The 17,598-nt window shown below is 67.5% G+C and carries 19 protein-coding genes; 8 read left to right on the forward strand and 11 right to left on the reverse strand.

Annotation, left to right across the window (positions count from 1 at the left end):
• The first annotated feature begins 5 nt into the window (after positions 1-5).
• The gene (locus tag BN4348_RS50310; RefSeq protein WP_066915596.1) at positions 6-1,655 is read left to right on the forward strand and encodes a DNA repair helicase XPB; all 1,650 of its coding nucleotides are present in this window, start codon (positions 6-8) and stop codon (positions 1,653-1,655) included.
• Between the two features lie 31 nt (positions 1,656-1,686).
• On the opposite strand, the gene BN4348_RS50315 is transcribed toward BN4348_RS50310, so the two are convergent.
• Both BN4348_RS50315 and BN4348_RS50320 read right to left on the reverse strand, forming a co-directional pair.
• Positions 1,687-2,832, reverse strand: a complete 1,146-nt coding sequence (locus tag BN4348_RS50315; RefSeq protein WP_066915597.1) for a thiolase family protein — start codon at positions 2,830-2,832, stop codon at positions 1,687-1,689.
• Positions 2,833-2,845: 13 nt separating this feature from the next.
• Positions 2,846-3,259 (reverse strand): Zn-ribbon domain-containing OB-fold protein, encoded by a 414-nt coding sequence (locus BN4348_RS50320; protein WP_066915598.1) that lies wholly within the window; start codon positions 3,257-3,259, stop codon positions 2,846-2,848.
• Positions 3,260-3,426: 167 nt separating this feature from the next.
• Between BN4348_RS50320 and BN4348_RS50325 the strand changes: the two genes are divergently transcribed.
• Complete coding sequence (locus BN4348_RS50325) at positions 3,427-3,720, forward strand: putative quinol monooxygenase (protein ID WP_066915600.1); 294 nt, start codon at positions 3,427-3,429, stop codon at positions 3,718-3,720.
• Between the two features lie 20 nt (positions 3,721-3,740).
• On the opposite strand, the gene BN4348_RS50330 is transcribed toward BN4348_RS50325, so the two are convergent.
• The 3 genes from BN4348_RS50330 to BN4348_RS50340 form a co-directional block, all read right to left on the reverse strand.
• Positions 3,741-4,730, reverse strand: a complete 990-nt coding sequence (locus BN4348_RS50330; RefSeq protein WP_066915602.1) for an LLM class F420-dependent oxidoreductase — start codon at positions 4,728-4,730, stop codon at positions 3,741-3,743.
• A 111-nt stretch (positions 4,731-4,841) separates the two neighbouring features.
• Complete coding sequence (locus BN4348_RS50335) at positions 4,842-5,276, reverse strand: SRPBCC family protein (RefSeq protein ID WP_066915604.1); 435 nt, start codon at positions 5,274-5,276, stop codon at positions 4,842-4,844.
• Between the two features lie 22 nt (positions 5,277-5,298).
• Positions 5,299-5,592 (reverse strand): YciI family protein, encoded by a 294-nt coding sequence (locus BN4348_RS50340; protein ID WP_066915605.1) that lies wholly within the window; start codon positions 5,590-5,592, stop codon positions 5,299-5,301.
• Between BN4348_RS50340 and BN4348_RS50345 the strand changes: the two genes are divergently transcribed.
• The 4 genes from BN4348_RS50345 (at position 5,579) to BN4348_RS50360 (ending at position 9,288) form a co-directional block, all read left to right on the forward strand.
• Complete coding sequence (locus BN4348_RS50345; RefSeq protein ID WP_235852794.1) at positions 5,579-6,793, forward strand: sigma-70 family RNA polymerase sigma factor; 1,215 nt, start codon at positions 5,579-5,581, stop codon at positions 6,791-6,793. The two genes, BN4348_RS50340 and BN4348_RS50345, sit on opposite strands and share 14 nt — an antisense overlap.
• Before the next feature lie 106 nt (positions 6,794-6,899).
• Positions 6,900-7,154, forward strand: a complete 255-nt coding sequence (locus BN4348_RS50350) for a hypothetical protein (protein WP_066915612.1) — start codon at positions 6,900-6,902, stop codon at positions 7,152-7,154.
• 53 nt (positions 7,155-7,207) lie between these two features.
• Positions 7,208-8,410: an FAD-dependent monooxygenase gene (locus tag BN4348_RS50355; protein WP_066915614.1), complete on the forward strand. Its 1,203-nt coding sequence runs from the start codon at positions 7,208-7,210 to the stop codon at positions 8,408-8,410.
• A gap of 20 nt (positions 8,411-8,430) precedes the next feature.
• The gene (locus BN4348_RS50360) at positions 8,431-9,288 is read left to right on the forward strand and encodes an LLM class F420-dependent oxidoreductase (RefSeq protein ID WP_066915615.1); all 858 of its coding nucleotides are present in this window, start codon (positions 8,431-8,433) and stop codon (positions 9,286-9,288) included.
• A gap of 67 nt (positions 9,289-9,355) precedes the next feature.
• On the opposite strand, the gene BN4348_RS50365 is transcribed toward BN4348_RS50360, so the two are convergent.
• Positions 9,356-11,500, reverse strand: a complete 2,145-nt coding sequence (locus BN4348_RS50365; RefSeq protein WP_066915616.1) for a 3-hydroxyacyl-CoA dehydrogenase NAD-binding domain-containing protein — start codon at positions 11,498-11,500, stop codon at positions 9,356-9,358.
• Positions 11,501-11,504: 4 nt separating this feature from the next.
• Positions 11,505-12,716: an acetyl-CoA C-acetyltransferase gene (locus BN4348_RS50370; RefSeq protein ID WP_066915617.1), complete on the reverse strand. Its 1,212-nt coding sequence runs from the start codon at positions 12,714-12,716 to the stop codon at positions 11,505-11,507.
• A 191-nt stretch (positions 12,717-12,907) separates the two neighbouring features.
• Here BN4348_RS50370 and BN4348_RS50375 point away from each other — a divergent pair, with 191 nt between their 5' ends.
• Positions 12,908-14,095 carry a pyridoxal phosphate-dependent aminotransferase gene (locus tag BN4348_RS50375; RefSeq protein ID WP_066915618.1) on the forward strand — a complete coding sequence of 396 codons (1,188 nt, stop codon included), beginning with the start codon at positions 12,908-12,910 and terminating at the stop codon, positions 14,093-14,095.
• On the opposite strand, the gene BN4348_RS50380 is transcribed toward BN4348_RS50375, so the two are convergent.
• From BN4348_RS50380 to BN4348_RS50395, 4 genes are read right to left on the reverse strand one after another with little or no spacing between them, the layout of a single operon-like run.
• The gene (locus tag BN4348_RS50380) at positions 14,096-14,530 is read right to left on the reverse strand and encodes an SRPBCC family protein (protein ID WP_084454409.1); all 435 of its coding nucleotides are present in this window, start codon (positions 14,528-14,530) and stop codon (positions 14,096-14,098) included.
• Positions 14,531-14,538: 8 nt separating this feature from the next.
• Entirely contained in the window at positions 14,539-14,994 is a 456-nt protein-coding gene (locus tag BN4348_RS50385; protein WP_084454410.1) for an SRPBCC family protein, read from the reverse strand.
• A gap of 57 nt (positions 14,995-15,051) precedes the next feature.
• Entirely contained in the window at positions 15,052-16,182 is a 1,131-nt protein-coding gene (locus BN4348_RS50390) for a CaiB/BaiF CoA transferase family protein (protein ID WP_066915621.1), read from the reverse strand.
• A 6-nt stretch (positions 16,183-16,188) separates the two neighbouring features.
• Positions 16,189-16,635 carry an SRPBCC family protein gene (locus tag BN4348_RS50395; protein ID WP_066915622.1) on the reverse strand — a complete coding sequence of 149 codons (447 nt, stop codon included), beginning with the start codon at positions 16,633-16,635 and terminating at the stop codon, positions 16,189-16,191.
• Positions 16,636-16,701: 66 nt separating this feature from the next.
• Between BN4348_RS50395 and BN4348_RS50400 the strand changes: the two genes are divergently transcribed.
• On the forward strand, positions 16,702-17,598 hold an 897-nt coding region (locus BN4348_RS50400; RefSeq protein ID WP_142308820.1), incomplete at its 3' end, for a thiamine pyrophosphate-binding protein.

Genomic DNA, 17,598 nt, shown 5'->3' on the forward strand with positions numbered 1-17,598 from the left:
GTGCTATGACCGACGGACCATTGATCGTGCAGTCCGACAAGACGGTGCTGCTCGAGGTCGATCACGAGCTGGCCGGCGAGGCGCGCGCCGCCATCGCGCCGTTCGCCGAGCTGGAGCGCGCGCCCGAACACGTGCACACCTACCGCATCACACCGCTGGCGCTGTGGAACGCCCGCGCTGCCGGCCACGACGCCGAACAGGTCGTCGACGCGCTGGTCAGCTTCTCCAGGTACGCGGTGCCCCAGCCTTTGCTGGTCGACATCGTAGACACCATGGCACGCTACGGCCGGCTGCAATTGGTCAAGCACCCGGCGCACGGCCTGACGTTGGTCAGCTTCGACCGCGCGGTGCTCGAAGAGGTGCTGCGCAACAAGAAGATCGCGCCGATGCTGGGCGCCCGGATCGACGACGACATCGTCGTCGTGCACAACAGCGAGCGGGGCCGCGTCAAGCAGATGCTCCTCAAGATCGGCTGGCCCGCAGAGGATCTCGCGGGTTACGTCGACGGCGAGGCTCACCCGATCAGCCTGGATCAGGACGGCTGGCACCTGCGCGATTACCAGCAGTTGGCCGCGGACTCGTTCTGGGCCGGCGGTTCGGGAGTGGTGGTGCTCCCGTGCGGCGCCGGCAAGACGCTGGTGGGCGCGGCCGCGATGGCGAAAGCCGGTGCGACGACGCTGATCCTGGTCACCAACATCGTCGCCGCGCGGCAATGGAAGCGCGAGCTGGTCGCGCGGACCTCGCTGACCGAGGACGAGATCGGCGAATATTCGGGCGAACGCAAGGAAATCCGTCCGGTCACCATCTCGACGTACCAGATGATCACCCGGCGCACCAAGGGTGAATACCGGCATCTGGAGCTCTTCGACACCCGCGACTGGGGGCTGATCATCTACGACGAGGTGCACCTGCTGCCGGCGCCGGTGTTCCGGATGACCGCCGACCTGCAGTCCAAGCGGCGGCTGGGCCTGACGGCCACGTTGATCCGCGAGGACGGCCGCGAGGGCGACGTCTTTTCGTTGATCGGGCCGAAGCGCTACGACGCGCCCTGGAAGGACATCGAGGCGCAGGGCTGGATCGCGCCCGCCGAGTGCGTCGAGGTGCGGGTCACCATGACCGACAGCGAGCGGATGACCTATGCCACGGCCGAACCCGAAGAGCGGTACCGGTTGTGCTCGACGGTGCACACCAAGATCGCGGTGGTCAAATCGATCCTGGACAAGCATCCCGGCGAGCAGACCCTGGTGATCGGCGCGTATCTGGATCAGCTCGAGGAGCTCGGCGCCGAACTCAACGCCCCGGTGATCCAGGGATCCACCCGGACCAAGGAACGCGAGGCGCTGTTCGACGCGTTCCGCCGCGGCGAGGTGTCGACGCTGGTGGTGTCCAAGGTCGCTAACTTCTCCATCGACCTGCCGGAAGCCTCTGTGGCGGTGCAGGTTTCGGGCACCTTCGGTTCGCGCCAGGAGGAGGCGCAGCGGCTTGGCCGGCTGCTGCGGCCCAAGGCCGACGGCGGCGGCGCCATCTTCTATTCCGTGGTGGCCCGCGACAGCCTGGACGCCGAGTACGCCGCGCACCGCCAGCGCTTCCTGGCCGAGCAGGGCTACGGCTACGTCATCCGCGACGCGGACGACCTACTGGGCCCGGCAATCTAGCGCGAGAGGTGTCCGCGGCTCGGCGTAGGAACTAGAGCGACAGAATCGTCGCCGACGCGGTGCCCGGCGCGCCGTACACCTGAGCCAGGCCAACGCGCGGGTTGCCCGGCACCTGGCGCTCCCCCGCCTCGCCGCGCAGCTGGCGCACCAGCTCGTGCATCTGCCGCAGGCCCGACGCGCCGATCGGCTCGCCGTTGGCGATCAGGCCGCCGTCGGTGTTGACCGGCATCGAGCCGTGGATTTCGGTGGCGCCGTCGGCCACCAGCTTCTCCTGCTCGCCGTCGGCGCACAGACCGGTCTCGGCCATGTGGATGACCTCGTTGCCGGCATCGGTGTCCTGCAGCTGGGCGACGTCGACGTCCTCGGGCCCGATGCCCGCCGCCTCGTAGGCGGCCTTGGCCGCGTATACCGTCGGCGAGACGTCCTCGTCCGGCGGGGCGAAGGTGGCGTGCACCTCGTAGGCGCCGTACCGCCGGGTCCGGATCTCGCAGGCACGCACATAGACCGGCTTGTCGGTGTACTTGTGGGCCAGGTCCGCCCGACACATGATCACCGCGGCGGCGCCCTCGTCGGGCGCGCAGAACATGTACTGGGTCAGCGGGTAGTTGAGCACGACCGAGTTGAGGATCTCCTCCTCGGGGATCGGCTTGCGGCGGAACGCATTCGGATTCAGCGCGCCGTTGCGGAAGTTCTTGGCGGCGACCTTGGCCAGCGTGGCCTGGGAGATGTTGTGGTCGTGCAGGTACTTGTTGGCCTTCATGCCGAAGAATTTCGTGGTGACGAACTGCCCGTTCTGGGCGTACCACTGCGGCAGCGCCAGCTTGGCGGGGTCGTCGGTGAACGCGCCGCGCGGGTGCTTGTCCAGGCCGATCGCGATGCCAATGTCGTATTTGCCCAGCCGGATGGTGTCGGCGGTCTGCTGAATGGCGCTCGCGGCGGTGGCGCACGCGTTGAACACGTTGGTGAACGTGATCCCGGTCAGCCCGACCAGGCGGGTCACCGCGTCGGGGTTGGAGACCTCGTGGCTGCCGCCGAAGCCGAACTGGATGTCCTTCCAGTCCACACCGGCGTCGGTCAGCGCGGCCTGAATGGCCTCGGCCCCCATTTGCATTGCGGTCTTGTCGAACCTGCCGAAGGGATGCAGGCCCACGCCGATGATCGCAACGTCGTTCGTCATCTGAGGCTCCTTTCTAGACGGGCTGGAAGGCGAACGTCATGACCTCGGCGCCGTCGGCGTCGGTGGTCAACGGCACCATGGTCAGCTCGACCTCCTGACCGAACTGGAGCTTGGCCGGGTCGTTTTCGGTCAGCCGTCCCTCGACCCGGATGATGTCGCCGAGCTGGACCAGGCCGACGCCGAACGGTACGAAGTCCTTTCCGGTCGGACCCGCGAAGGGCGCCCCGGGCGGGAAACCCTGGGTGGTCCACGCGACCAGGGTTCCGCGGCGCGGCAACAACAACTCCGTCATCTCGCCGCCGCTACAGCGCGGGCACCACTGCTGCACCGGGAAGGTCGTGGCACCGCAGTTGCCGCAGCGACTCCCGATGAGCTGTGGGTTCTCGTCGGGCCAGGTGGAGATTTCGGGGGCGAGTGCCTTCTGCATCGAGGGGTCCTCCAGGAGCGTCCACGGTGGGCAAAAGAATATTGCTCACTAAACCGTATAACAGGTTTCCGAAAAGTGGAAACCTCATTCTCGTCGCATGCGGGTCCCCGCCGCCTGGGCCGCCCGAGCTATCTTGGCGAGCATCGGTGCGACGTGAGGAGACCACCATGCCGGTGACGGTGACACTCGAACTCAGGCTGAAGCCCGACGCGGTGCAAGCGGCGCGCGAGGTGATGGCAAGGGCGCTCAAAGACACCCGCGCGTTTGCGGGCAACCTCGGAACCGACGTGCTCGTCGACGAGGACGACGAGGCGCACTGGCTGATCTACGAACTCTGGCAAAGCGTTGAGCACGACGAGGCGTATCGCGCCTTCCGGGCCGGCGAGGGGAAACTGACGGAGCTGCCTCCGCTGCTGGCCGCGCCGCCGGTCAAGACGCGCTACAACACCACCGACATCTAGCCGCCGGTCGCGACTCGCTCCTAGCTGAATGCGGGAATGACTTCCCGTTCAAACAACTCGATGCCCGAACGGTCGTAGGCGGCATCCGGGAAGTAGCAGATGGCGTATTCGCAGCCGAGGTCGCGGATCTTCGCGATCCGCTCGATCACCTGCTCCGGTGTGCCGGTGGCCGAATCCGGCCCGCTGCCGCCGGCGATCATCGCGTCGGCCACCGCCTCGGGCACGGAGCCGACCATGCGATCGCGTACCCGCTTCAGCCGGTCCTTGACATCATCGTCCGACGTGCCGAGGAGGGCGGTGAAGTTCGCCGAACGCACGATCGCCTCGAAGTCGGTGCCCACCTCGCGGCAATGCTGGGCCAGCACCTCCGACTTGTGCGCGAACGCCTCGGGCTCGGGCGTGAAATTGGTGTACTGCGCGTATTTCGCGGCGATGCGCAAGGTCACCTTCTCGCCACCGCCGGCGATCCACATCGGGATCCCGTTGTCCTGCAACGGCTTCGGTGCGACGATCGCGCCATCGACCTGGTAGTGCTCGCCGGCGAAACTGACTTTGCCGTCACGCCAGGCGTCGCGCATGATCTGTACGCCTTCGTCCAGCCGCCCCAACCGCACCTTGGCCGAGGGGAAGCCGTAACCGTAAGCGCGCCACTCGTGTTCGTACCAGCCGCCGCCGATGCCCATCTGGATCCGGCCGCCGGAGATGATGTCGGCGGTCGCGGCGACCTTGGCCAGGTACACCGGATTGCGGTAGCTCATCGCAGTGCACATCTGGCCGAGTTTGATCCTCGACGTGGTCGCCGCGTAGGCGGCCATCAGTGACCACGCCTCGTGGGTGGCTTCGCCCGTCGGCATCGGGACGGTGTGGAAGTGGTCGTACACCCACAAGGAGTCCCATGCGCTGCCGTCAGCATAGGCGGCCAGGTCGCGCATCACCGCCCAGTGTTTGTCGGTTTCGATGCCGACCAGATCCATTCGCCAGCCCTGCGGAATGAAGAGACCAAAGCGCATAGCAAGGGACTTTAGCCCGGCGACGATGCACGGCGTGAAGCGCCGCCAGGAGGAGCCGGGCAATCAGGCCCAGCCCGGCGACGATGCGAACCGAAACGACACGGCTTCCGTTCAGCGCCACGAACTGACTGCGACATCGTCGGGCCAGCGCGTTGAAGGCCCGCCTTCCAGGGTCGATTTCAGGCTGAGGAGAAACTGCCCCCACCTCGTGCTGCAGTGGTGCATAAACTCCACGGGTTCGCGCCACCCGGCGTGCGTGAAGACGACGACGGTCTCGTCGCCGTCGCGGCGGAGGTCGAACACGATGAGCGTGTCCGTCCATTCCGCCGGCCCCTGCAGGCACGTCCATGTGCAAGCGTGCGAGTCACAGTCCACCCGCATTACTGCCGACGGCTCGGGCCCGCCGAAGTAAACCGCGAAGTGGTCGTCGGCCATCCCGCGGACGTCACGGCTCCACCATTTGCTGATGCCTTCGGGTGCACTGACGGCCGAGAGCACCTCGCGCATCGGCGCGCGAATTCCGATCCGGTGTCTGATTTCGTACATGAAGGACGTGCCCCTCTCTGGTTCAGGGAATCTCGACGAGCGAGCCGACTTCGACCCCGCCGCCGGACACCAGTCCGGGGCACCGCTCGGCGATTTCTCGGGCCTGCTCGGCGCTGTCGGCGCGGACGATCGAGAAGCCGCCCAGCCACGTCCCCTCACCGCAGCTTCCGACCGTATCGGCCGCCCGGACGGGTTTGCCCATGTCGATCAGCTCGTCGCCGATCCCGGCGAACCACGCCTGCCACGCCCGCATGGTGTCCGCATCGCCCATCGCGTAGTTCTGCGGCATCCGATAGGTGAAGATGAACTCGGCCATCGATCGATCCCTTCGTTCGTACTGTTGCGGTCGTTTGTGTAGTCGTTGCGGCAGCCCAAAATTGGGCGGTGCTGCACCGCCCAATTCGGGCGCCACGCGACGTCTTACCTTCGAGGTGATGTCGGACTGCGGAGGGCAAGGGATGAACCGGTGCGAGAGTGATTGCGATGGTGAGGATGTGGCGGAGGGTCTGCTGGCCCGGGCGCGAACTGGTGACGCGACGGCATTCGAATCGCTGGTCGCGCCTTACCGCCGTGAACTGCACGTCCACTGCTACCGGATCCTCGGTTCGATCCAAGACGCCGAGGACGCGGTTCAGGAAACCTTGCTGTCCGCATGGCAAGGGCTCGGGGGTTTCGAGGGGCGCGCGGCGTTGCGCACCTGGTTGTACCGGGTGGCGACGAACCGTAGTCTCGACGCGCTGCGTGCGGGCGCCCGACGGCCGGTTGCGGTGAGGACCGTCGCGGGCGTGGAACCCCCGGAGCCGTCACGAATCAGCGAAGTGACCTGGCTTCAGCCCTATCCCGACGTTTTGCTTGACGAACTCCCCGACGACGCGCCGGGCCCCGACGCCGTGGCCGCGACGCGCGAAGCGATCTCGCTGGCGTTCATCACCGCGCTCCAGCTGCTACCGCCCCTGCAGCGCGCTGTGCTGATCCTGCGCGACGTCCTCGGCTATCGCGCCGGTGAGGCGGCGTACATCCTCGACACCACCGAGGATTCCGTTACCAGCGCGCTGAAACGAGCCCGTGCGACGTTGCGGGCCAACGCCGAACTCGACAAGCAGCGCGGCACCGCGCCGGCTGCCGGCTCGGCCGAAGAACAGCGCATAGTCCAACGATTCGTCGAGGCATTCACCGCGCATGACGTGCCCGGGATCGTGGCGATGCTCAGCGAGGACGCCTGGGTCAAAATGCCACCGATGCCGTTCGAATACCAGGGCCGAGCCGCGGCCGGGCGTTTCTTCGCGGCGATCACTCCGCCGCCGGGACGAAGGCTGCGCGTGATCCACACCCGCGCCAATCGTCAGCCTGCATTCGCTGCGTACGTCGCCGATACGACCGCGGGCGCGTGGCGCCCGATCGGAATCATCGTACTGACCGTCACCGGTGGCCTCATCAGCGAAGTGGTCCGGTTTGATGTTGCGGTGCTGTCGAGTTTCGGCCTACCGCGCATCCTGCCCGACGATCCGGGGGCGTGACACGCGCGCCGGGCATCCATCGACCACCGCCGGGACCGGAAGAGCTCATAGCGGATCGATAGCTCAGCCCCAGCCGCCGCTGACGACCAACCCCTAAACAGAATGCATGACAGACCTCGGGCACCAAATCAATCCATCCCGGCGCCGGCGAATCGGCGCGGCGCAACTGATCTTCGCGGGAGCCGCGACCGCCGCGACGCTCGCGGTGTTCGGCGCCGCGCAGCCGACCGGCACCGCAACCGTTTTCGCGTCCGGCCCGTCGGCCACCGCGCCGTTTGCCACCGACGACACCAATTTCGTCAACGACAACGGCCAGACCTCGGGCGACATCTTCACCCAGAACGCCCAGGACCAGAACTAGCTCCTCGCACCGGCCGTTAGGCTTACCGAACGCTAAATCAGCGGGAGGTCGCCATGCGGGTTTTGATCTCCGGTGCCAGCATCGCCGGGCCGGTGCTGGCGTACTGGCTGGCCCGCCACGGCTTCGAGGTCACCGTCGTCGAGCGCGCGCCGAAGCTGCGCAAGACCGGCGGCCACGCCGTCGACTTGTTCCGTCCGGCAATGGAGATCTCCGCGAAGATGGGTGTCCTGCCGCGCATCGAGGCGCTCGCCACCGGAACCGATCGCATGACCATGTATCGGGAAGGCCGGCCGCGAGCAACCGAGGTCGACATCACCAAGCTCGTCGGCGTCGCCTCGGACCGCCACGTCGAGATCATGCGCGATGATCTCAGCGAGATCTATTACGACGCCGCCAGTGATCACGTGGAGTACCTCTTCGGCGACTCCATCGCGGCCATCGACCACGACGGCGACGTGACGTTCGAGCACTCCCCGGCGCGAAGATTCGACGTCATCGTCGGCGCCGACGGGCTGCATTCCAATGTCCGGCGCCTGACGTTCGGCGAGGAAGACAGCCTGACCCGATTCCTCGGCGGCTACCTGGCGGTGGTGTCGGCACCCAAGTCGCTGGCCGTGCCCAACGAGATGGTCGGCCACGTCGGGGTCGGCCGGCTCGCGGCGATCTACACCGCGGAGCACCTGGATGACGCCCGGGTGGTGTTCATGTTCCGCAGCAAATCCGAGCTCGAATACAACCACCGAGATTCGTTGCGGCAGAAGGAGATACTGCGCGGCGCGTATGCGGGCATGGATCCCCGGGTGGACGGCTGGCTGGAGGAAATCGACCGGGCGCCGGCGTTCTACTTCGACGCGATCAGTCAACTGAGCATGAACATCTGGTCGCGCCGGCGGGTCACCCTCGTCGGTGACGCCGGCTACTGCCCCGGTCCCGCGGTCGGCGGCAGCACCAGCCTCGCCGTCCTCGGGGCCTACGTGCTGGCCGGCGAACTCGCCCGGGCGGACGGCGATCACCTGCGCGCGTTCGCCGCCTACGAACTGCAGATGCGCGAGGCCGTCCACCTCAGCCGGGCCTTCGCACGCGGGGCGGCCCGCACCATCATCCCCGGCTCCCGGGCGGGAGTCTGGGCGCTGACCCGCGGGCTACAGCTAATCTCACTGATGCCGGCCTCGCTCTCCCGGAGTTTGTCGAGGCTGAACACCAAGGGTGTGCGGATGCACGACTCGATGCCGGTGCCCGACTACAGCGAGGTGTGACACGGAAGAAAGGATCGCCGATGGATCTTGCCGGTGTCGGAATTTGGAGCAGCCAGCTGCGCTACGGCGATCCGGCCGAATCAGCCGATGCAGCAGCGGAATTGGATGCACTGGGATTCCGCGCGCTCTGGATTCCCGACGTAGGCGGGCCGGTTTTCGACGCGGTGGGCCACCTGCTCGCGGCGACCAAGCAGACCGTGATCGCCACGGGCATCCTCAACCTGTGGATGCACGACGCGGGCGACGTCGCCGCCTCGTATGACGCCCTGACCGCCGAGCACGGCGACCGCTTCCTGCTGGGCATCGGGGTCAGCCACGCGCCGCTGATCAACGCCGGCCGGCCCGGGCGGTACCGCAAGCCGCTGGCGGCGACGGCGTCGTTCCTGGACGGGCTGGACGCCGCGCCGCGACCGGTGCCCGCCGAAGCGCGGGTACTGGCCGCGCTGGGCCCGAAGATGCTGGAGCTGTCCGCGACCCGCGCCCGCGGGGCCCACCCCTACCTGGTCACCCCCGAGCACACCGCTTCTGCGCGTGCGGTTTTGGGCGACGGCCCGTTGCTGCTGCCGGAGCAGACCGTAATCCTCAGTGACAGCGCCGACGAGGCACGCCGCATCGGAACCGATTGGCTGCGGGCGTATCTGGCGCTGCCGAACTACGCCAATAACCTGCTGCGCAGCGGATTCTCCGAGGACGATCTGGCGCAGGTGAGCGATCGGCTCTTCGACGCGATCATCGCGTGGGGCGACGAGGGGGCCGTCCTGCGCAGGGTGGTCGAGCATCGCGCGGCCGGCGCGGACCATGTCTGCGTCCAGGTCCTGACGGCCGACCCGACGGAATTCCCGCGCGAGCAATGGCGCCGCATCGCCGCCGCCCTCTGACCGCGAGCAGACGCAAAATCGCGCGCGGCGGGCCCGCGTTACGCGATTTTGCGTCTGGTGGCCGGACCTAAGTGAGCGAGGCCGGCGGGTTGAACCGGTCGCCGTACTTGGCGGCCAGCTCCTTGGCGCGCGCCACGAACGCGTCCTTGCCGGTCCCCAATGGACCCGAGTAGCCGACGATGAACTGCGCGCTCCCACCGGTCCACGGCGGGAAGCCGATGCCCATGATGGATCCGATGTTGGCGTCGGCGGTCGACGTCAAAACGCCCTCGTCGAGGCACTTCTGCGTTTCCAGCGCCTCGGCGAACAGCATCCGGTCGATCATGTCCTGCAGCGGCGGCTCCGACGAGCCCGACTTGAACGTCTCCCGCAGACCCGGCCACAGGCCGGTCCGCTTGCCGTCGACGTACTCGTAGAAGCCCGCGCCCTTGAGCCGCCCGGACCGGCCGATCTCGATCATCTTCTCGACGACGGCTTCCGCCGGGTGCGGCTCATACGTGCCTCCGGCGTCCTCGACGCCCTTGCGGGTGGCGACCGCGATCTTGTGCATCAGCTCCAGGTTGAGCTCGTCGGACAGCTGCAGCGGCGGCGCCGGATACCCGGCCTGCGACCCGGCGTGCTCGACGCTGGCCGGTTCGACGCCCTCGCCCAGCATGGCCAGCGCCTCGTTGACGAAGGTGCCGATGACGCGGGAGGTGAAGAAGCCGCGGCTGTCGTTGACGACGATCGGCGTCTTGCCGATGGCGAGCGTGTAGTCGAACACGCGAGCCAGCGCCTCGTCGGATGTCTTCTCGCCCTTGATGACTTCGACCAGCGGCATCTTGTCGACCGGCGAGAAGAAGTGGATCCCGATGAAATCCTCCTGCCGCTTGACGCCGGTCGCCAGGCCGGTGATCGGCAGCGTCGAGGTGTTGGACCCCAGCACGGCGTTGGGCTCGACGATGTCCTCGATCTCCTGAAACACCTGGTGCTTGAGGTCCTGGCTCTCGAACACGGCCTCGATCACGAAGTCGACGCCGGCGAAGTCCGACGCGTCGGCCGTCGGCGTGATGTGGGCCAGGAGCGCCTCGGAGCGCTCCTTGGTCGTCTTGCCGCGCTCCAGCGCCTTGGCCTCCAGCTTCTCGGAGTAGCCCTTGCCCTTCTGAGCGGCCTCGATGCTGACGTCCTTGAGCACCACGTCGAACCCGGCCTTGGCCGAGACGTAGGCGATGCCGGCGCCCATCATCCCCGCGCCCAGCACCCCGATCTTGTTGATCGGGGTCTTGCCGATGCCGTCGGGGCGCGAGCCGCCGCCGTTGATGGTCTGCAGGTCGAAGAAGAACGCCTGGATCATGTTCTTGGCGACCTGGCCGGTGACCAGTTCGGTGAAGTAGCGGCTCTCGATGCGGGTGGCGGTGTCGAAGTCCACCTGGGTGCCCTCGACGGCCGCGGCCAGGATGGCCCGCGGCGCCGGCATCGGCGCGCCCTTGAGTTGCTTGCGCAGCAGCGACGGGAACGACGGCAGGACCGCCGCCAGCGCCGGGCTGCTCGGGGTTCCGCCGGGGATCTTGTAGCCCTTGACATCCCACGGCTGGGTGTGGGCCTCGGGGTTGGCTTTGATCCACGCCTTGGCGGCGGGAACCAGTTCGTCGACGCTGGAAACGATTTCGTCGACCAGGCCGTTGTCCTTGGCCGCGGCCGGCTTGAACCGGGTGCCCTGGCTGAGCACATTGACGAACGCGTTCTGGATGCCCAGCATCCGCACCGTGCGGGTGACGCCGCCGCCACCGGGCAGCAGACCCAGCGTGACCTCGGGCAGCCCTATCTGGACCCCCTTGACGTCGGCGACGATGCGGTGGTGGCAGGCCAGCGCGATCTCCAGGCCGCCGCCCAGCGCCGCGCCGTTGATGGCGGCGACCACCGGCTTGCCCAGGGTCTCCAGCGCGCGCAGGTCGCGCTTGATGTCCTCGACCTCGGCGAAGACCTCGCCGGCGTTCTCCGGGCCCGCGGTGATCATGCTCTTCAGGTCACCACCGGCGAAGAAAGTCTTCTTGCCGCTGGTGATCACCACGCCGGTGATCGAATCCTTCTCGGCGACAAGGCGTTCGACGGCCTTGTGCATGGACTCCTTGTAGTGCTCGTTCATGACGTTGGCCGACCCGGTCGGGTCGTCCAGGGTCAGGGTGACGATGCCGTCGGCGTCCTTGTCCCACCGAATGGTGTTCTCTACCATGGTCTTAAACCCTCTCAATGATCGTCGCGACGCCCATGCCGCCACCGATGCACAACGTGATCAGCGCACGACGGGCGTTGCGGCGCTCCAGCTCGTCGACCATGGTGCCCAGGATCATCGCGCCGGTGGCGCCCAGCGGGTGACCCATCGCGATGGCGCCGCCGTTGACGTTGAGCTTCTCGTCGGGGATGTGCAGGTCCTTCTGGAACTTCAGGACGACCGACGCGAACGCCTCGTTCAGCTCGAACAGGTCGATGTCCTCGACGGTCAGGCCGGCCCGGTCGAGCGCCTTCTGGGTGGCCGGCGTCGGGCCGGTCAGCATGATCGTCGGGTCGGAACCGGTGGTGGCGGTCGCGACGACGCGCGCGCGGGGCGTCAGGCCCTGCGACTTGCCGGCGGCCTCCGAGCCGATCATGACCAGCGCGGCGCCGTCGACGATGCCCGAGCTGTTGCCGCCGGTGTGGACGTGGTTGATCTTCTCGACCCAGTGGTACTTCTGCAGCGCCACGTCGTCGAAGCCGGCCATCGCGGCCAGCCCCTCGAAGGCGGGCTTCAGCTTGGCCAGGCCCTCCATCGTGGTGTCGGGCCGCATGTGCTCATCGTGGTCGAGGATCAGCAGGCCGTTCTGGTCGCGGACCGGAACCACCGACTTGGCGAAGTAGCCGCCCGACCACGCCGCGGCCGCGAGCTCCTGCGAGCGCAGGGCGTAGGCGTCCACGTCGTCGCGGGAGAAGCCCTCGATGGTGGCGATCAGGTCCGCGCCGATGCCCTGCGGGACGATGTAGGCGTCGTAGGAGGTGGCGGGGTCGGCCATCATCGCGCCGCCGTCGGAGCCCATCGGTACGCGGCTCATCGACTCGACGCCACCGGCGAGCACCATGTCGTCCCAGCCGGAGCGGACCTTTTGGGCCGCGGTGTTGACGGCTTCCAGCCCGGAGGCACAGAAACGGTTGAGCTGCACGCCGCCGACGGTGTCGGGCATGCCGGACGCGATCACCGCGGTGCGGGCGATGTCGCCGCCCTGGTCGCCGACCGGCGACACGCAGCCGAGGATGACGTCGCTGATCAGGTTCTCGTCGAGGTCGGGGTTGCGCTTGCGTAGCTCCTCGATCAGCCCGACGACCAGGTTCAAGGGCTTGACCTCGGTCAACGACCCGTTCTTCTGCTTGCCACGCGGGGTGCGGATGGCCTCGTAGACGAAGGCTTCTTCGGACATGTCGGCTTCCTCTTCACAAATGGGGGTTCGGATCCGTATACCAGCACCCTAACAGGGGCCCCGGCCAACCTGTTGGTTGGGCGGACTGCGCAGGTCAGACGCCCGAATGTGCGGCCGGCCGCACCCTCGGCGCCGACTGTGCGGCCAGCTTCGCACCCGAGGCCGGTCAGGCGGCCTTAAGCTCGAAACCCATGACGGTGTCGCGGCTGCGGCCGTACGCGACGACGGTGTTCGCGGAGATGTCGGCCCTGGCCGCGCGGATCGGCGCGGTCAACCTCGGCCAGGGTTTTCCCGACGAGGACGGACCCCCGGCGTTGCTCAAGGCCGCGCAGGACGCCATCGCCGCGGGGGCCAACCAGTACCCGCCCGGGATAGGCATCGCGCCGCTGCGCCAGGCCATCGCCGCGCACCGCCGGCGGCACTTCGGTGTGGACTACGACCCCGACACCGAGGTGCTGGTGACGGTCGGTGCCACCGAGGCCATCGCCGCGGCGGTGATCGGGCTGGTCGAGCCGGGCTCCGAAGTGGTCCTCATCGAACCCTTCTACGACTCCTATTCGCCGGTGGTCGCGATGGCCTGCGCGCATCGGGTGGCGGTGCCGCTCGTCCCCGATGGGCGCGGCTTCGCCCTGGACGCCGACGCGCTGCGGCGCGCGGTGACGCCGCGGACCCGAGCGCTGATCGTCAACTCGCCGCACAACCCGACCGGCACGGTGTTGAGCGCGGCGGATCTGGCGGCCATCGCCCGGATCGCGGTGGCGGCCGACCTACTGGTGATCACCGACGAGGTATACGAGCACCTGGTGTTTGACGGTCCCAACGGCAGGAAGCATCTGCCCCTGGCCGGCTTCGACGGCATGGCCGAGCGCACGATCACCATCTCCAGCGCCGCCAAGATGTTCAACTGCACCGGGTGGAAGATCGGATGGGCTTGCGGGCCAGCGCAACTCATTGCCGGCGTGCGCGCGGCCAAACAGTACCTGAGCTACGTCGGCGGCGCGCCGTTCCAGCCCGCGGTGGCTCTGGCGCTGGACACCGAGGACGCCTGGGTGGCCGGGCTGCGCCGCTCGTTGCAGGCCAGGCGGGATCGGCTCGCCGCCGGGCTGACCGACATCGGCTTTGAGGTGCACGACAGCGACGGCACCTACTTCCTGTGCGCCGACCCGCGCCCGCTCGGGTACGACGACAGCACCGCGTTCTGCGCGGCGCTACCGGAAAAGGTCGGCGTGGCCGCCATCCCGATGTCGGCGTTTTGCGATCCGGCGGCGCCGCATGCGGACGTGTGGAATCACCTGGTGCGCTTCACCTTCTGCAAACGCGACGACACCCTCGACGAGGCGATCCGGCGACTGGCCGCGTTGCGGGAACCAGGCCGGTAGCTAGCCCTGCATCACCCGCTTGCGCAGCCCCTCCAGCGCGGCGTGCAGGATCTTCTTGCGGGCCCGGTTGATCACGAACTCCGGCAAGGGCGCCGATGGCTCGACGGTGATGCCGAATCGCACGCGCGTCTGGTCGTCGCTCTCGCGGGTCAGGTTGTACTCCCCGTGCTGGCCGTGTTGGTGGATGGTCTTTTTGGCGTCCCACACCATCCAGTCCGGGCCCCAGTGGTACTCCAGGAACTGGGTGTCGAAAATGCCCATCACCCTGATCGTGACCTTGACGTGGCAGGGCCGCCCGTCGGGATAACTGTCGATCACTTCGACCTTCTTGTGCACCGCGGACCACGACGGCACGGTGTCCATGTCGGCGAGCGCGTCCATGATGACGCCCGGGGGCGCGTCAATGACGATTTCCGACGATGCTTGTACGGCCACTGCGACGACTAGGTCGGCTGATCGGGCGCCCCGCCGCCCATGACGAGGTCGCTCAGCCCCTTCACCGAGGCGTCGAGCACCTTTTCGGTGGCCCGCTTGACGACGAACGCCGGAATGGGTCCGGCCGGTTCGACGGTGATGTCGAAACGCACGCGCGTCTTGTCGAGTCCCTCGGGCTTGAGGTTGTACTCGATGTGCTGGCCATGCTGCTGGGCGGTCCCTTTGACGTCGTAGACAACCCAGTCGGGGCCCCAGTGATACTCGAGGAGCTCTTTGTCGACGAGCCCGAAAATCTTGATCTTGGTCTTGACGTGGTGGGGCCGACCGTCGGGATAACGGTCGATCACCTCGATGTGTTTGTGCAGCGGCGACCATGAGGACAGGACGCCGACATCTGTCAGCGCGTCCATGACCACTTCTGGCGGCGCGTCTACGACAAATTCCCGTGATGCTTTTACGGCCACTGGAATCAACTTAACCCCACGGCCCTACGCGCGGATGGCGTTCGCCGAAATCTCTACTTACCAGCCGATTTCGGTGAGCGGTGTCGTCGTTGCCGGCGGCGGCCCGACCGGACCGGCCGGCGTTCTGGAGAAACGCGGCGCGGGTGCGGCCTGCTCGACGCCATGGGCGGTGATCACCGTCGCCCGCGCGTTCAAATGGTCGTTCGTGGCGGCTTCGCTCCAGGTCAACACCGGGGTGACGCACGCATCGGTGCCCGCGAAAATCTTCGTCCACTCCGCGCGGGTGCGACCGGCGAACCGCTCCGCGAAGACGTCGTACATCCTTTGGTACGAAGCGATGTCAAGCTGGCCGGGCACCTCGTCGGGCGACAAGCCGAGCCCGCTCAGCAGCGCCGCGAAGAATTGCGGCTCGATGGCGCCGACCGCCATGTACTTGCCGTCGGAGGTCTCGTAGCAGCGATAGAACGGGGCGCCGCCGTCGAGCAGAAACGATTCACGTTCGTCGCGCAGCGAACCGGTCGCCTTCATCGTCCACATCATCTGGGCGAGCAGGCTGACGCCATCCACCATCGCGGCGTCCACGACCTGGCCCTTGCCCGAGCGTTCCCGCTCGTACAGCGCGACGGCGATGCCCAGGAGCACCAACATCGAACCGCCACCGAAGTCGGCGACCAGGTTCAGCGGCGGCATCGGCGGCCGATCCCGGTAGCCCAGCGCCGACAGCGCGCCGGTCTGCGACAGATAGTTGATGTCGTGGCCCGCCGTCTGGGCTACCGGGCCCTGCTGCCCCCAGCCGGTGATCCGCGCGAAGATCAGCCGCGGATTGACCGCCGCGCAGTCGTCGGGACCGATGCCGAGTCGCTCGCAGGTGCCGGGCCGGAAGCAGTCGAGCAGCACGTCGGCCTTGGCGGCCAACTCGAGCAGCGCCTGGGGCTGCGCCTTGACGTCGAGGTCGACGATCCGCTTCCCGCGGTGCAGCAGGTCGCGGTCCTCGGGCGGCATCGTGAGGCCGCCTGTTTGGTGGCGACCCGCTTCGCCCGGCTTCGCCGCGCTTGCGATCGCCACGCCGGGCCGGCGCACCCGCACCACGTCGGCGCCCAGGTCGGCGAGCATCATCCCCGCGTGCGGCCCCGGTCCGATGCCGCCGAGCTCGATCACCCGCACCCCGGCCAGGGGCCCGCCGGCCACGGGCGGCTACTTGCCCTTCTTGACCTGGAGCACGCGCTTGCGCAGCTCCTGGGTGGCCGAATCCATGGTCCCCTTGACCGCGCGCTTGAGCACGAAGCCGGGTAATGGAACGTTCGGATCCACGGTGACCTCGAACTTGACCAGCGTCTGGTCGTCACCCTTGGGAACCAGAACGTACTTGCCGTCCTGCGACTTCTGCTGGGCCGAACTCACCAGCGTCCAGCTCACCTCGTTGCCGCTCCACGTATAGGCCACCACCTGTTCGTCGGTGATGCCCGCGGTCTTGACCTTCATCTTCACCTGGCTGGGCCGCCCGTCGCCGCCGGTCTCCAGCACTTCCGCGCTCTGGTGCGGTCCCGACCATTCGGGCATCGCTTCGAAGTCTGCGATGACGTCCAGAATCTCCTCGGGGCTGGCTTCGATGACGATCTCGCGGGATTCTTTGATTGCCATGGCCCGCACGATAGGCCAATCGGCGTCCGGCCGGTAGGCGTTTGGACCAGGGGTACCGTCGTCTTCGTGACTGATCCCGTCTACACCGTCGGTGACTACCTGTTGGACCGCCTCGCCGAGCTCGGCGTCTCCGAGATCTTCGGCGTGCCCGGCGACTACAACCTGGAATTCTTGGATCACATCGTCGCGCACCCGACCATTCGGTGGGTCGGCAGCGCCAACGAGCTCAACGCCGGATACGCCGCCGATGGGTACGGGCGGCTACGCGGAATGTCGGCCGTGGTAACGACATTCGGTGTCGGTGAGCTCTCGGCGGCCAACGCGATCGCGGGCAGCTATGCCGAACACGTGCCGGTGGTGCACATCGTGGGTGGTCCCTCGAAAGACGCACAGGGCACCAGGCGGGCGCTGCACCATTCGCTGGGCGACGGAGACTTCGAGCACTTCTTCCGGATCAGCCGCGAAATCACTTGCGCCCAGGCCAATCTCATGCCGGCGACGGCATGCAGAGAGATCGACCGGGTGCTGTCAGAGGTGCGCGAACAGAAGCGACCGGGCTACATCCTGGTGTCCACCGACGTGGCCCGCTTCCCCACCGAACCGCCCGACGCACCCCTGCCCCGCTACACCGGCGGCACCAGCCCCCGCGCGCTGTCGCTGTTCACCGAGGCCGCCACCGAACTCCTCGGCGATCACCAGTTGACCGTGCTCGCCGACCTGCTGGTTCACCGCCTGCAAGCCATCAAAGAGCTCGAGGCGTTGCTGGCGGCCGACGTGGTGCCGCACGCCACGTTGATGTGGGGGAAGAGTCTGCTCGACGAGAGTTCCCCGAATTTCCTTGGCATTTATGCGGGTTCGGCCAGCGCCGAACGGGTGCGCACCGCGATCGAAAAGGCGCCGGTGCTGGTGACGGCGGGGGGGGGGGTCACCCGCATGGGTCACGGGGTCTTTCACCCGTGGAGC

This window comes from Mycobacterium interjectum (genome assembly GCF_900078675.2).
Taxonomy (GTDB): Bacteria; Actinomycetota; Actinomycetes; order Mycobacteriales; family Mycobacteriaceae; genus Mycobacterium; species Mycobacterium interjectum.